Below are 13,978 nucleotides of genomic sequence, written 5' to 3'. Positions count from 1 at the left end.
GTCTCGGAGCGACACACCCGCACCCCGGACGATCAACCAGCCGCTCCCGATCTACACCACGCAGTGGGACTCACCCCAAACGCGCCTGGCCGGCGGGAATCCGCCAGCCACGGCGCCAGGAGGAAGTTTCGCTGGTGCGGTGAGCGTTGAAGAGTGCGCGAGATGGATGGGAGTGTTCGTGCTGTGAAGGTCTGTTTACCCGTCGGTCGGGGGCGCCTTGGACGATCGGCGTCAGGTGTGGCGGGCAGGGCTCGACCCGTGGTGGGCGCGATGGTCGCCGTGGTCATGCTCGCGGCAGGATGCTCCGGCTCGGCCACGGCCGCCGGCAACGGCGCCTGCGGAACGCCGGGGTTCACCCCGACGTCAGTCAAGGTCGGGCAGATCTATCCGGACACCGGCGTGCTCGCCGACTCGTTCCAGGCGGCCCGCCCCGGTGTGGAGGCCAGGCTCCGCGAGGCGAACGCCGCGGGCGGCGTGTATGGGCGGATGATCGACTACAAGTGGAGCGACGACCGCGGTGATCCGGCCGGTAACAGCGGTGCGGCCGTTGACCTGGTGGAACGACAGAACGTCTTCGCGGTGTTCGAGGCGACGCTGTACGCCTCCGCGAGTGGCAAGTACCTGGCCGACCACGACGTCCCGGTCTTCGGGATCCCCGCCGAGGTGGTCTGGACGAAATACCGAAACATGTTCGCCACGAACTACTCGATCACCGAGTCCGGCTCGGTGGACACCTTCGGCCGCTACCTGCACGCGCAGGGCGGCACCACCGCGGTGGTGCTCCGCAGCGACCTGGTGTCCTCGACGACCGACATCACCAGCAAGATGGCGCAGAGCGCCGCGAGCGTCGGGATCACCGTTCTGCCGCAGCCGCTGATCTTCAACAAGACCGTCGGCAGCGTGTCCCAGGTGGCGCAGGAGGTCAAGGCCTCGGGCGCGGACGTCCTGCTCGGCAGCCTGAGTACGCCGGAGTGGGCGGAGATCCTCCCGGCGGTGGCCCAGGCGGGCGTCCGGCTGAAGGCCGCCCTGTCGGCGAGCGGCTACGGCCCCGTCGCGCCCGCCCAGGGCGGGGCCAACATCGCCCACCTGTCGACCTTCGTCACGAACGTGCCGTTCGAAGCCGACACCGGCGTGTACAAGCGCTACTTCGACGCGATGGTGAGGTACGCCCCGGAGACCGATCCCCGCAGCCAGCTCGCGCTGATCGACTACGTCCAGGCCGACCTGTTCCTGCGCGGTTTGCAAGCAGCCGGGCCCTGCCCCAGCCGTCAGCAGTTCATCAGCAGCCTGCGGGCCGTGAAGGACTACGACGCGGACGGCCTGCTGCCCGCGCCGATTGACCTGACGACCAGCTTCGGCAAGCTGAGCGTGTGCTGGGCGTTCGTTCAGGTGAACAGCCGGGGCGATGGCTTTGACGTCATGCACAACCCGGCGCCGGGCACCGGTAGCAGCATCTCCTGGTGTGGCGAGAACATCAACTGAGGGCTGTGGCCGCTTAGCACATTCCTCCAGGTGAATTCCAGAGCCTAGGTCAAACTAAAATATGCCAGTCTGGCCGTACGGTCGGACATTCATTCCAGCGTGGGATGGTTCGCTCACCGCGGGTCGCCGAGAATCGGGCTGAGAATGCGTGACGGTCCAATTCGCGAATGATTGTTGAAGGTGTCCTGCCCGCGTGGCCGGCCGAGTTTCGCTCGACTCGGCCACGCGGGTCGCGGCAGGGTGGTTCCCATGGCGGATGTGAACACCAGGGCGGACGAGGCCACCGCGGCGGAGGACGATGTCGAGCCGCTGCGCATCGCGTACTCCGACGAGGCGATCGCGGACCTGCGTGATCGGCTGCGTCGAACGCGGTGGGCGGGGCGGGAGCCGGTGACGGACTGGTCGCAGGGTGTGCCGCTCTCGTACCTGCGGGAGCTGTGCGGGTACTGGTCGGACGGCTACGACTTCGCGGCGGCGCAGGCCCGGTTGAACGCCGTACCCCACTTCCGGACCCGCATCGACGGTCTCGGCGTCCACCTCATCCACGTCCGGTCGCCGCATCCGGGTGCGTTGCCGCTGGTGCTGACGCATGGCTGGCCGGGATCGGTGGTCGAGTTCCTCGGGATCATCGACGCGTTGACGAACCCGGTGGATCCCGGCGACGCGTTCGACGTCGTCGTGCCGTCGCTGCCGGGTTATGGCTGGAGCGACGCGCCGGCGGAGACGGGCTGGGGGGTGCCACGCATCGCCCGAGCATGGGACGAGCTGATGGGCCGCCTGGGCTACGACCGGTATGGCGCGCAGGGCGGTGACTGGGGCGCGATGGTGACGACGAGCCTCGGCCAACAGCGGCCCGACCGGGTGGTCGGCGTGCACGTGAACATGCCGATCGTCCCCTTCAGTCAGATGCCCATGACGGACCTCACCGACAGTGAGCAGGCCGACCTGGCGCGCGTCGGCGAGTACGCGAAATGGGGTATGGGTTACTCGTCCCAGCAGTCCACCCGTCCGCAGACCCTGGGTTACGGCCTGGCCGACTCTCCCGCCGGCCAGTGCGCCTGGATCCTGGAGAAGTTCCGGGACTGGACCGACTGCGACGGCCATCCGGAGAAGGCCCTGACCCGTGACCAGATGCTCGACGACATCTCGGTCTACTGGTTCACCGGTACGGCGACGTCCTCGGCCCGGCTGTACTGGGAAAGTTTCCGCGAGCCCGACACCAGCGAGGTCGCCGTGCCGTCCGGGGTTTCGGTGTTCCCCCACGAGCTGTTCCGGGTGTCGCGGCGCTGGGCCGAGACCCGCTTCACCGACCTGCGCTGGTTCGGCGAGCCGGCCCGCGGCGGCCACTTCGCCGCCTTCGAGCAGCCTGCCGCCTTCGTCGAGGAGGTCCGCGGCTTCTTCCGGCACGTGCGCTGAACCCGCCCGCCCGCCGGGCTGGTCCGCCCGGCGGCCTAGAATCAGCGGGCATGGCGGACGCCGACGCGCGGTCCCCGCGCGCCGCGTCGGGCCCGGGGAGCCCGCCGCGCCTGCACGTGGGCTGCGCGATGTGGTCCCACAGGTCCTGGCAGGGGAAGTTCCTGTCGCCTCCCCTGGCGGCCGCCCACGAGCGCCTGCGCGGCTACGCGAGCTGGTGCAACGCGGTCGAGGGCAACACCACCTTCTACGCGACCCCGACGCGCGAGACCGTGGCATCGTGGGCGCGCCAGACCGACCCGGACTTCCGGTTCGTGGCTAAATTGCCGAAGATTGTCACGCATGAGCGGCGACTGACCGACGTCGACGCGCAGATGCGTGCGTTCCTCGCGGCGCTGGAACCGCTCGGCCCCCGCCTCGGCGCCGTGTGGGTCCAGCTACCGGGATCGTTCGCCCCCGCCGACGTCGGCGGGCTCGTCCGCTTCCTGCGCCGGCTACCCCGCTCCCACCGGTGCGCCGTCGAGGTCCGCCATCCGGCGTTCTTCACCGACCCGCGGGCCGAGCGGCTGCTGGAACAGGCACTGGGCACCGTGGGAGCCGAGTGGATCCCGTTCGACACCACCACGTTCTTCCGCGACCCCCCGCGCAGCGACGCCGAGCGCGACGCCTGGGCGAAGAAGCCGCGGATGGCGCTGCGCACCGCCGCGTTGACCGACCGGCCCATCGTCCGCTACCTGGGCCGCGACGACCCCGAGCGGACGGTCGAGGGCTGGCGCCGCTGGGTCGACATCACCCTAGGCTGGCTGCGCGAGGGCCGCTCACCCACCCTGTTCGTGCACACCCCGGACAACGCGGACGCGCCCGCACTCGCCCGCCGCTTCCACGACGAGGTCCGGGCCCGGCTGCCCGCACTCGCGCCGTTGCCCGCACCGCTGCCGGCCGAGCCCCTCACCCTGTTCTGACGAGAGGCCCCGGCCGGCGGCGGGGATGGGAGCGACTGGCCAGGCCGGTTGGCCAGGCCGGTTGGCCAGGCCGGTTGGCTAGGCCGGCGCCGGGACGCGGTCCGCGCCGGCGCGCAGGGCCGGGACGAGCTCCCGACCCCAGTGCACGACGTCGTCGTAGGGGTCGAAGCCGCGGATGAGGAAGGCGTCGACGCCGATCTCGTGGTAGCGCAGCAATGCGTCCGCGACCTGCTGGGCGGTACCGACGTGCCCGGAGGAGTTGCCCCCCGGACCGGTCAGCGCGGTCACTCCGAACCACAGCCGCTCGTCGTAGACCTGTCCGCGGGCGGCCACGTCCTGCATCCGGGCCGAGGAGACCGAGGCGGACATCCCGGGGAACAGCCCCGGGCGGGCGGCCGCGGCGGCCTGCACCCGCCGCCGGGTCTCGGCGGCGATGTCCTCCGCCCGGGCCCAGGCGGCGTCCTCGGTGTCGGCGATGATCGGTCGCGTCGACAGGCTGAACCGCAGGGTGCGGCCGTGCTTCGCCGCCTCGGCGCGCAGCAGCGCGATCCGCTCGGCGGTCTGCTCCAGTGGCTCGCCGAACAGCATGTAGGTGTCGGCGTGCTCGGCGCCGACGGCGACGGCGGCGTCCGACTGGCCGCCGAAGAACAGCGGGATGCCGGCGGGCGTGGCGGGCTTGACCGAGCTGTAGGCACCCTCGAACCGGTAGAAACGGCCCTCGTGGTCGAACGGCGCGTCGGCGGTCAGGGTCCGGCGCAGCACCTGCATGAACTCGGCGGTGCGGTCGTAGCGGGTGTCATGGTCGGCGAAGTCGCCGTCGCGGCGCTGGTCGGCGTCGCTGCCCCCGGAGATGTGGTGGATGGCGATCCGCCCGCCGCCGCTGAGCTGGTCGAGCGTGGCCAGCTTGCGGGCGACGAGCGTCGGCACGCTGAACCCGGGCCGGTGCGCGATGAGCACGCCCAGGCGCCCGGTCGAGGCCAGCACGTGGCTGGCGATGGCGAAGCCGTCGGGTCCGGTGGCGCCGTAGCCGATGAGGACCCGGTCGAAACCGGCCTCGTCGTGGGCCTGGGCGAACCGGGTCAGGTACGGCGTGTCGACGGCGGGCCCGTCAAAATAGGAGCCCCGGGTCTCCGAGACCTCCTTGGTGCCCACCATGCCGAGGATTTCGAGGGACATGCGCGGCGGCCTCTCTGCTGGGGTGCTGCGCTACTGCGCTGCTGGCGGGGTGCGTTGCGGCGGGATCGGGATGCGATCAGGCGGGCACCGGCCGCCGGTCGGCGGTCTGTTCGCGGACGAGACGGACGAGCGTGCCGTAGTCCTGGGCGTCGGCCAGCGGGTCGAAGCCGCGGATGAGCAGGGTGGACACCCCGACACCCACATAGTCGACGAGGGATTCGGCGACCTGCTCGTAGCTGCCGACCAGGGCGGTGGAGTTGCCGGCGGCGCCGGTGGCCTTCGCGATGGCCGTCCACAGCCGCTTGTCGTGGACCTCGCCGTCGCCGGCATAGCGCAGCAGCCGCTGGGAGCCGACCGAGGCGGGCCCGTCGATGTTGAACACCTTCCTGACCTCGCTGGCCCGTTCCCGGGTGAGTTCGAGGATGTGCGCGGCCCGGTCCCAGGCGGCCTGCTCGGTGTCGGCCGGGATCGGCCGCAGGCTCACGCTGAACCGCGGGTCGCGCCCGTGCGCCGCCGCCGCCGCCCGGACCTGCGCGATCCGCTCGGCGATCCCGGCCAGCGGCTCGCCCCAGAAGGCGTAGACGTCGGCATGGCGGCCGCCGACCCGGATGGCGTCCGCCGACGCCCCGCCGAAGTAGATCGGGATACGGCCGGCCGGCGGGCGCACCCAGGAGGAGGCGCCGCGCACCGTGTAGAACTCGCCGTCGTAGTCGAAGGGCGCCGTCGACTCCCATTCCCGGCGCAGCACGTCGAGGAACTCGTCGGTGCGGCGGTAGCGGGTCACCTTGTCGGCGAGATCGCCGTCGCGGGCCTGGTCGGCGTCGTCACCACCGGTGATCACGTGCAGGGCGATCCGACCGGGATGGAAGGCGTCCAGCGTGGCGAACGAGCGGGCGGCGACCGTCGGGGAGACGAAGCCGGGCCGGTGCGCCAGCAGCACCTTCAGGGTCGTCGTGCGAGACAGGATCTGGTCGGCGACGACGAAGCCGTCGGGCATCGCGGAGCTGTGCGCGACGAGCACCCGGTCGAAGCCGGCATCCTCGTGCGTGCGGACCAGCCGTTCCAGGTAGTCCGTATCGATGACCGGCCCGGCGAAGCCCTGCGACTCGCTGCCGGCGGCCGTGATGGCGATCCCGATGAACTCGATGCTCACGTGGGGAAATCCTTTCGGGAGGCGGCGGGTGCGGGTGCGGTGTCGAGTTCGTCGCGCCAGGTGTCGGCGTGGTGGCAGGCCACCACCCAGTCGCCCCCCGGGTGGTCGGTGGCAGCCCGGCGCGGCGGGGTCTCGGCGCAGGCGTCGGTGGCGAAGCGGCACCGGTGGGCGAACACGCACTCGCCGGTGCGTCGCGAGGCCGGGTCGCGGCTCGTGCCCACCGGGCGCAACCGGGCCGCCGCGTGGCGGTCCCGGCCGTGGATGTCCGGCGCGGACGCGATGAGCAGCGCCGTGTACGGGTGCCGCGGCCGGGCGAAGACCTCCGCGATCGGCCCGTCCTCGACCACCCGCCCCCGGTAGAGCACGACCACCCGGTCGGCGATCCCGGCCAGCGTGCTGAGGTCATGGGAGATCACCGCGATGCCGACGGACAGCCGCTGCCGCAGCTCGTCGAGCAGTAGCAGGATGTGGTTGCGGTTGGAGGCGTCCAGCGCGCTGACCGGCTCGTCGCAGAGCAGTAGGGCGGGGTCGGAAATGACGGCACGGGCGATGGAGGCACGTTGCCGCTGGCCGCCGGAGATCTGCGCCGGGAGCCGGCCGGCCACCGCCGGGTCGAGGCCGACCTGACGCAGCGCGTCCGCCACCCGCTCGGCGCGCTGCGCCCGGCTCCCCGAGCCGGCGATCGCCAGGCCCTCCCCGATGCTGGTCCCGACGGTCAGCGCCGGGTCGAGGGAACGCAGCGGGTCCTGGAAGATGAACTGGATCGCGCCGACGCGGCGAAACCGTCGCCGCGCCCGTCCCCGCAGTCCGGCGATGTCCTCGCCGGCCAGGTGGACCCGGCCGCGGTCCGGGGCGGTGAGACCGGCGATCGCCCGGGCCAGCGTCGTCTTGCCGGAGCCGGTCTCGCCGACGATCCCGACGATCTCCCCGGCCCGGACGGTGAGTGCCACGTCGTCCAGGACCCGGACCCGCCGCCGGCCCCCGGGCTGGGCGAACGACACCCCGAGTCCCTCGACCCGCAGCAGCGTGCCCGCCGGGTCCGGCCCGCCGGACTCGCCCGGCCCCGCGTAAGGCTGGGCCAGCACGCCGCTCTGGCTGGTATCGGCCAGTTCGGTGGTGTCGGTGTGGCTGGTGTCGGTGTGGCTGGTGTCGGTGAGGCTGGCATGGGTCATGAGGCGGCTCCTGCGGCGGTGGCGGCGCCCGCTCCACTCAGAGCGAGTTCGTCGACGCGGCGGCAACGGACGGACCGGCCGTCGGGCTGTTCGGTCAGCGCCACCGGCCGGGTACGGCACTGCTGGGTGGCGAACGCGCACCGGTCGGCGAAGCGGCAGCCGGGGAGTTCGGCGCCGACGTGCGGTGGCTGGCCGTCGATGACGGCCAGCGAGCGCCGCTCCCAGCTGCCGACCGAGGCCACCCTCAGTAGCGCCTCGGTGTACGGATGGCGCGGTGCGTGCAGCACGGCCTGGGTCGGGCCGGCCTCGACCAGCTCGCCGGCGTAGAACACCAGCACCCGGTCGCAGAACTCGGCGATGACGGCGAGGTCGTGGGAGACCGCGATGACCGCGAGGCCCCGCTCGGCCCGCAGCCCGGCCAGCAGTTCCAGCACCTCGGCCTGGATGGTGACGTCGAGCGCGGTCGTCGCCTCGTCGGCGATGAGCAGCTCCGGGTCGCCGGACACGGCGATGGCGAGCACGACCCGTTGCAGCATGCCGCCGGAGAGCTGGTGCGGGTACTGGCGGTAGACCCGCTCGGGGTCGTGCAGGCCCATGGCCGCGAGCAGACGCACCGCATCGGCGCGGGCGTCCCGGCGGGCCCGGCCGTGCTTCACCCGCAACTGCTCGGCGAGTTGGTGACCCACCGGGTAGGACGGGTTGAGGTACGACGCCGGGTCCTGGAAGACCGCGGCGATCCGGGTCCCCCGGAGCTGTTCCCAACCCCGGCGGGGCAACCCGACCAGCGACGTCCCGTCGAAGTCGATCGTGCCGCCGCTGACCGCGCAGCCGGGTGCGAGTACCCCCAGCACCGAGCGGCAGGCCAGCGTCTTGCCGCTACCGGACTCGCCGACGATGCCGACCGCCTCGCCGCGGCGCACCTCGAAGGACACGCCGCGCACGGCCTCGGTCCGCTCGCCGCCGACGGTGATCCGCAGCCCGTCCACCTTCAGCAGCACCTCTGCCGGGCCGGCAGCCGACTCAGGCATCCGAGAGCCTCCCTTCCTGCGCGGGGATGACCACATCCGCGGTCGTTGCGGCGGCACCCGTGTTCGTGCTCGGTGCTTCGGTCGGTGGTCGGCGGCCGAACAGGCCCCGGCCGGCCGGGGTGGCCGTGACGCCGGTGGTGTCCCGGATGGCGTCGGCGATCGCGTTCAGCGCGCCGGCCGTCACCGCGATCGCGAGGGCCGGGATCGCCGGCGCCCACGGCTGCTGGGCGAGGAAACCCAGGTCGCTGGAGAGCATGCCGCCCCAGGTGGGCGCCGGCGGCTTCACCCCGATGCCGAGGAACGTCAGCGAGGACGCGACCAGCAGCACGGCCGAGGCCAGTTGCGCGGTGGTGACGGCGACCGTCGGCAGCACCTTGGACCACACGTGATTACGGATGATCCACCAGCGGGACGCCCCGAGCAGCTCGGCGACCTCGACGTACTGCGCCCGGGTGAGGGACAGCGCCGCCGCCCGGGTGACCCGCAGGAACAGCGGCGCGAGGAACACGCCGATGGCCAGCATCGCCTGCGGGAGCCCGTTGCCGAGGACTCCGGTCACCGAGACCGCGAAGACGAGGTACGGCAGCGTCATCACCGCGTCCCCGACACGTTGGACCGCCCAGTCGAAGAACCGGCCGAAGAAGACCGAGCCGAGTCCCGCCGGCACGCCGAGCAGGAAGGCGATCGCGACGGCCTCCGCCGCGCCGACCACCGACCGACCGGTGGCATCCAGCAGCCGGCTCAGCACGTCCCGGCCGAGGTAGTCGGTGCCGAGCCAGTGCGCGCCGCTGGGTCCGGCCAGCACGTGGGCGGTGTCCTGGGCGAGTGGGTCGTGCGGCGCGAGCGCGCCGCCGGCGACGGCGAAGACGGCGACCAGGCCGAGGGCCAGCAGCGCGATCTTCGTGGACCGTAGTCGCACGGCCCGGCGCATCGTGCCGCTCACGTCTCGGTCCTCCTCGCGTGCGGCGTGAGCCGCAGCAACGCCGCGTTGACCAGCAGATTGGAGATCACGACGAGCCCGATCATGGTGATCAGCACGCCCTGGATCACCGGGATGTCACCCTTGGCCGCGGCATCCAGGCTGAGCTTGCCGAGACCGGGCAGGTTGAAGACCGCCTCGGCGACGACCATGGCCCCGATGATCTGCGGGACGTAGTACCCCAGCACGGTGACCGCGGGCCCCGCCGCGTTGCGCAGGGCGTGGCCGAACATCACCCGCCGGGTCGTCAGGCCACGCACGTCCGCCCCGACCACGTAGTTCTCCCGCAGCTCCCCGACGAGGGAGGTGCGCAGCTGACGGGCGATGGCCACGGCACCCTCCACCGCGAGGGCGAACGCCGGCAGGATGGCGTAGCGCAGCCACTGCACCGGATCCTCGGTGAACGGCACGTAGCCACCGGAGGGCAGGATCGGCAGGGTCACCGCGAACAGCACGATGAGCCCGATGCCGATCACGAACGGCGGCACGGTCGACGCCGCCGAGCACAGCAGCGTCACCGCCCGGTCGAACCAGCCGCCACCGGACAGCGCCGCCCCGATGCCGAGGGCGCCGCCGGCCAGGATGGCGAGCAGCAGGGCCAGGATCGTGATCGACAGGTTCACCGGCAGTGCCTGACCGATGCTGTCGGTCACCGGCAGGGTGGTGTAGTAGGACCGCCCGAGATCCCCGGTGAGGGCGTGCCCGAGCCAGCTGACGTACTGGCTCAGGAACGGCCGGTCCAGGCCGAAGTAGTGGTTCATCCGGTCGATGTCCGCCGGTGTCGCGGTCTCGCCGAGCACCTGGGCCGCCGGATTGGTGTCGGTGAGGGCGCCCAGTCCGTAGGTGATGAAGGTGGAGAGCAGCACGACCGGCACTCCGACGAGCAGCACGCCGCGCAGCAGCCGCAGCGCCCCGCCGCCGCGGCCGGTCGCCCACCGCCCCACCCGGGTGTCCAGCCGTGGTACCGCCAGCGCGGCCGGTCGCTCGATCTCACGTGTCGTCATTCGCTGCCCGCCACCTTTCCGTGCTGATCCGGGTCTCAGCTGACCCGGACGCCCTCGAAGCGCTGCACCGCGAGGTAGCTGCCCAGCGGCGAGACGCTCTTCTTGCGGGCGAGGACGCGGGGCGTGGTGAACAGGAAGATGTTCGGCATCTGCTCGACCGCGATCTTCGTGGCGGCCTGCAGGACCGTCGGGTACGACGGGTCGTCCAGCGGGGTGCGCCGGACCTTCTGCAGCGCCGCGTTCAGTTCGGGGGGCGTCCGGCGGCCGGGGTTCATCAGGCCCTGCTCACCGAAGAGCACCTGGAACGCCTGCACCGCCGAGTCCCGGCCCGCGAAGCCGTCCACCGCGAGGGCCTTGGAGTGCTGGATGTACATGACCTGGGTCGCCTGGGTCGCCGGGATCGTGTCGATGGTGAGCTTCACGCCGACCTTGGCGAACTGTGCCTGCAGCTGCTCGGCGAGCGCGGTGCTCGCGCCGGTGATGGTCAGCGGCACCTCCAGGCCGGTGGCGTGACCGGCCTCGGCGAGCAGCTTCTTCGCCTTCTCGGGGTTGAAGGCGAACGCGTTGTCCAGGCTCGCGTTGTGACCGACGTACCCGGGGGGGAACGGCTGGTAGTTCACGGCCCCGATACCGAACGAGACGGTGTCGAGCAGGGCCTTGCGGTCGATGGCGTACTTGAACGCCTCGACGACCTTCGGGTTGTCGAACGGCGCCTTCGTGACGTTCACGTCGAGCACGGTGGTCACCAGGGACGGGATGATCTGCACCTCCAGCCCGGCGGACCTGGCCGCGGAGACCTGGCTGCCCGGAATCTGGGCGACGTCGAGCCGGCCGGACTGCAACGCCGCGACGGCGGTCGCCGCCTCCGGCAGCGGGTACAGCTCGAAGGCGTCGAGGTGGATGTTCGCCTTGTCCCAGTAGCCGGGAAACCGGACGAGTTTCGCCAACTGGTTCGGCACGTACTCGGTGAGCCTGAACGGACCGGCCCCGACCGGTTTCGTGGCCAGGCCCTTCGCGTCCTTCTCGAACGCGGCGGGGCTGACGATCATCCCGGTCTTGCCGGCGAGCAGGCTCGGGATCTGGTAGTCCACGGTCGACAGGCCCAGGGTGACGGTGCGGGCACTGTCGTTCGCGGTCACCGTCTGGACACTGACGAGCTGTGCCTTGACGAGCGAACCAGCGAAGTCCCGGCCGCGCTCCAGGCTCTTGCGCACGGCGGTGGCGGTCACCGGCGTGCCGTCGCTGAAGGTGAGGCCCGAACGCAGGACGAAGGTGATCTGGTCGCCCTTGTCGTTGTACTTCCACGACTCGGCCAGCGCCGGGACCGGGTTGCCCTTCTCATCCAGCTTGGTGAGCGCGGAGTACGCCAGCGACAGCGCGTGGACGTCCCAGCCCGCGGAGGAGGTCACCGGGTCCCAGGACGTGACCGTCGACCAGCCCCACCGCAGCGTCCCGCCCTCCCTGCCGGTGGCGGAGTCCGCGTCGCTGCCGCTGCCGCAGGCGGCGAGCAGCACAGACGAGCCGGCGAGCACGCCAAGACCGAGGAAGCCGCGGCGACCTAGGGCCAACGATTCGACTCGTGGTTGTGCGTTCACTGGGGAGGGTGTTCCTTCCTGGAAAAGCGGGTCCTGCCGGGCCGGCGCGAATCTGTCGAGTGGAAATACAGGCGCGCGGAACAGGGCGGAGCTCCATGACGGCACGTGGACGGACGGCCTTAACGGCCGGTCCTGGGACGCGACGGGAGCTTCACCCGCTGTCGGTCATCGGATTCTCGGTGGGGAGGGAAAGGCCCGCCCGGGCGATCACAAGCAGTGATTTCCGGGTGGCCGGCGCGCGGTCCGGGCCCGCCTGATCGGCGGGGGCTTCACGGACAGACGTCGCTGAGTGTCACCGGGTCGCGCGGTGAGTCGAGGGCGGTGTCAGTGACAGAGAGAGCTGGAAGTCCGCCTGTAGTCCACGTAGCGACACGCCACGAGGAGCAATCTCGACCGCATGTGTGGAGAATGCCCGTCCCGCCGTGCCGACGTCAATATCTAGGCGGCGTGAACCGGTTCGGCAGCCGATGTCCGCCCCACGTGACGCACCTGTACCGATTTGCGAGTCTCGCCCTATTGGCAGCGGATTTGCGGATTGTCAAGCTGGCCATCCGGTCGGGAATAGTGACGTGGCGCCGCGGACGCCGATGCCCACAGTGACGGACCGCGTGGGCGCAGGGTGACGAACGTCTCCTGTGCCGGGCGGGAGCGGTCCTGGCTCGCCGCGCGCGACCCGCCTGGCCTCGGATTACGTGAGCAGGTCGGGCTGTTCCTCGACGATGATCTCGTAGAGCGCGTCGAACGCCCAGCGAGCCCCGGCATCGCTGCGTCCCTGCCCCGCGGTGGCACTGGCGATCTCGTGGTCGAGCAGCCGCAGCGGGCCCGCCGCGGCGGCGACGAGCTGGGTATGGGCCGCACGCTCCGCCGCGATGAACAGATAGGCGGCGGCCTCCACGGTGGTGCCGACGGTGAGCAGGCCGTGGTTGCGCAGGATGGCCAGCTTGTGCGGGCCGAGCGCGCGGGCGATCCGCTGGCCCTCCTGTGCGGTCTGGGCGACGCCGTTGTACTCGTCGTCGACCACGTGCTGCCGGTAGAAGACGCAGACGTCCTGCGAGATCGGGTGCAGCGGCTCGCCCAGCACGGACAGCGCCCGGCCGTAGGGGGAGTGGGTGTGCGCCGCGCCGACGACGTCCGGGCGGGCGGCGTGGATCTGCGAGTGGATCGCGAAGGCGGCGGGGTTCAGCGGCGGCTGCCCCTGCACGATCTCGCCACGGCCGTTGACCAGCAGCAGGTTGGACACCGTGATCCGGCTGAAGTCGAGGCCGAAGCGGTTCACCCAGAAATGGTCGGTCAGCTCCGGGTCGCGGGCGGTGATGTGGCCGGACAGGCCCTCGGCGAGGCCGAGCTTGGCGAAGATCCGGTAGGCGGCCGCGAGCTTGCGCTTGCGGTGCAGCCGCTCCTCGGCGATGTCGCGCTGCGGTACCGGCCTGGGCCACGGCCCGGCCTCGGCGGGCGAGGCCAGCGCGGACCATCCGCTGGCCGAGGGCCCCTCGGGCGACGGCTCGGACGCTGTGCTCGCTTGCGGCGCCGCCGGTGCCTCGGAGGTGGAGATCGTCATCTTGGATCGGGTTCCTTCCCTGGGCAGCCTGGGGGGCTGGCTGACGAGGGCCCGGACCCGGCCGTCCTGACATCGCCGGGCGGGCGTTGTGGTGACGGACCTACCACAACTCTGGGTATGCCCATATTCTCCCGTCAAGAGGTGAGAAAGTGAGTCAAGACACAGTGCATTTCCCACTTGACCGATGAACAAAACGGGTTCATGTTGAGGGTGTGTTGAGGTCCGCTGAACTGGTCAGGCGCGAGCACATCGACCTGCTGCGAGTCGCCTCAGCGAGCTGTCCGGGGCGCCGCCCCTGACCGGAGCGTCCTGCGACGCTCCCGCCAGAACCCGCCTACCCGGCCACCGGGCCCTGCCCCTGGCCATCCCGGCGCGGGCCGCGCCGCCGCCATCCGGCTGACGTGCCGCGGCTGCTTTCGGACCCACTGCCGGCGGATCTCGTGGTGGACAGCGTCG

Annotated in this window: 12 protein-coding genes; 4 read left to right on the top strand and 8 right to left on the bottom strand. The window is 71.5% G+C overall.

The window, feature by feature from the left end:
* Positions 1 to 270: 270 nt before the first annotated feature.
* From MXD58_RS08320 to MXD58_RS08310, 3 genes are all read left to right on the top strand, one after another.
* A complete protein-coding gene (locus MXD58_RS08320) occupies positions 271 to 1,482 on the top strand; it encodes an ABC transporter substrate-binding protein (RefSeq protein WP_248840610.1) in 1,212 nt (403 codons plus the stop codon).
* Positions 1,483 to 1,731: 249 nt separating this feature from the next.
* Positions 1,732 to 2,898 carry an epoxide hydrolase family protein gene (locus MXD58_RS08315; RefSeq protein ID WP_248840611.1) on the top strand — a complete coding sequence of 389 codons (1,167 nt, stop codon included), beginning with the start codon at positions 1,732 to 1,734 and terminating at the stop codon, positions 2,896 to 2,898.
* Positions 2,899 to 2,948: 50 nt separating this feature from the next.
* Positions 2,949 to 3,857, top strand: a complete 909-nt coding sequence (locus MXD58_RS08310) for a DUF72 domain-containing protein (protein ID WP_518477501.1) — start codon at positions 2,949 to 2,951, stop codon at positions 3,855 to 3,857.
* Positions 3,858 to 3,935: 78 nt separating this feature from the next.
* Here MXD58_RS08310 and MXD58_RS08305 read toward each other — a convergent pair whose 3' ends face one another.
* From MXD58_RS08305 to MXD58_RS08270, 8 genes are all read right to left on the bottom strand, one after another.
* Complete coding sequence (locus MXD58_RS08305; protein ID WP_248840612.1) at positions 3,936 to 5,033, bottom strand: LLM class flavin-dependent oxidoreductase; 1,098 nt, start codon at positions 5,031 to 5,033, stop codon at positions 3,936 to 3,938.
* A 76-nt stretch (positions 5,034 to 5,109) separates the two neighbouring features.
* Complete coding sequence (locus tag MXD58_RS08300; RefSeq protein WP_248840613.1) at positions 5,110 to 6,186, bottom strand: LLM class flavin-dependent oxidoreductase; 1,077 nt, start codon at positions 6,184 to 6,186, stop codon at positions 5,110 to 5,112.
* Positions 6,183 to 7,358 (bottom strand): ABC transporter ATP-binding protein, encoded by a 1,176-nt coding sequence (locus MXD58_RS08295; protein ID WP_248840614.1) that lies wholly within the window; start codon positions 7,356 to 7,358, stop codon positions 6,183 to 6,185. The genes MXD58_RS08300 and MXD58_RS08295 overlap by 4 nt, the downstream gene beginning before the upstream one ends.
* Complete coding sequence (locus MXD58_RS08290) at positions 7,355 to 8,386, bottom strand: ABC transporter ATP-binding protein (protein ID WP_248840615.1); 1,032 nt, start codon at positions 8,384 to 8,386, stop codon at positions 7,355 to 7,357. The genes MXD58_RS08295 and MXD58_RS08290 overlap by 4 nt, the downstream gene beginning before the upstream one ends.
* Positions 8,379 to 9,329 carry an ABC transporter permease gene (locus tag MXD58_RS08285; protein WP_248840616.1) on the bottom strand — a complete coding sequence of 317 codons (951 nt, stop codon included), beginning with the start codon at positions 9,327 to 9,329 and terminating at the stop codon, positions 8,379 to 8,381. The genes MXD58_RS08290 and MXD58_RS08285 overlap by 8 nt, the downstream gene beginning before the upstream one ends.
* Positions 9,326 to 10,369: an ABC transporter permease gene (locus MXD58_RS08280; protein WP_248840617.1), complete on the bottom strand. Its 1,044-nt coding sequence runs from the start codon at positions 10,367 to 10,369 to the stop codon at positions 9,326 to 9,328. Before MXD58_RS08280 ends, MXD58_RS08285 begins: the two co-directional genes overlap by 4 nt.
* Before the next feature lie 35 nt (positions 10,370 to 10,404).
* A complete protein-coding gene (locus MXD58_RS08275) occupies positions 10,405 to 11,937 on the bottom strand; it encodes an ABC transporter substrate-binding protein (protein ID WP_248840618.1) in 1,533 nt (510 codons plus the stop codon).
* Between the two features lie 715 nt (positions 11,938 to 12,652).
* Positions 12,653 to 13,522, bottom strand: a complete 870-nt coding sequence (locus MXD58_RS08270) for a class II aldolase/adducin family protein (protein ID WP_248840619.1) — start codon at positions 13,520 to 13,522, stop codon at positions 12,653 to 12,655.
* A 212-nt stretch (positions 13,523 to 13,734) separates the two neighbouring features.
* On the opposite strand from MXD58_RS08270, the gene MXD58_RS31060 reads away from it, so the two are divergent.
* Entirely contained in the window at positions 13,735 to 13,821 is an 87-nt protein-coding gene (locus MXD58_RS31060) for a putative leader peptide (protein WP_374615814.1), read from the top strand.
* Positions 13,822 to 13,978: the final 157 nt, after the last annotated feature.

Source organism: Frankia sp. AgKG'84/4, from assembly GCF_023242965.2.
GTDB lineage: Bacteria > Actinomycetota > Actinomycetes > Frankiales > Frankiaceae > Frankia.
The sequence above is the reverse complement of the archived record's forward strand: the minus strand, read 5'-3'. Positions and strand labels throughout refer to the sequence as shown.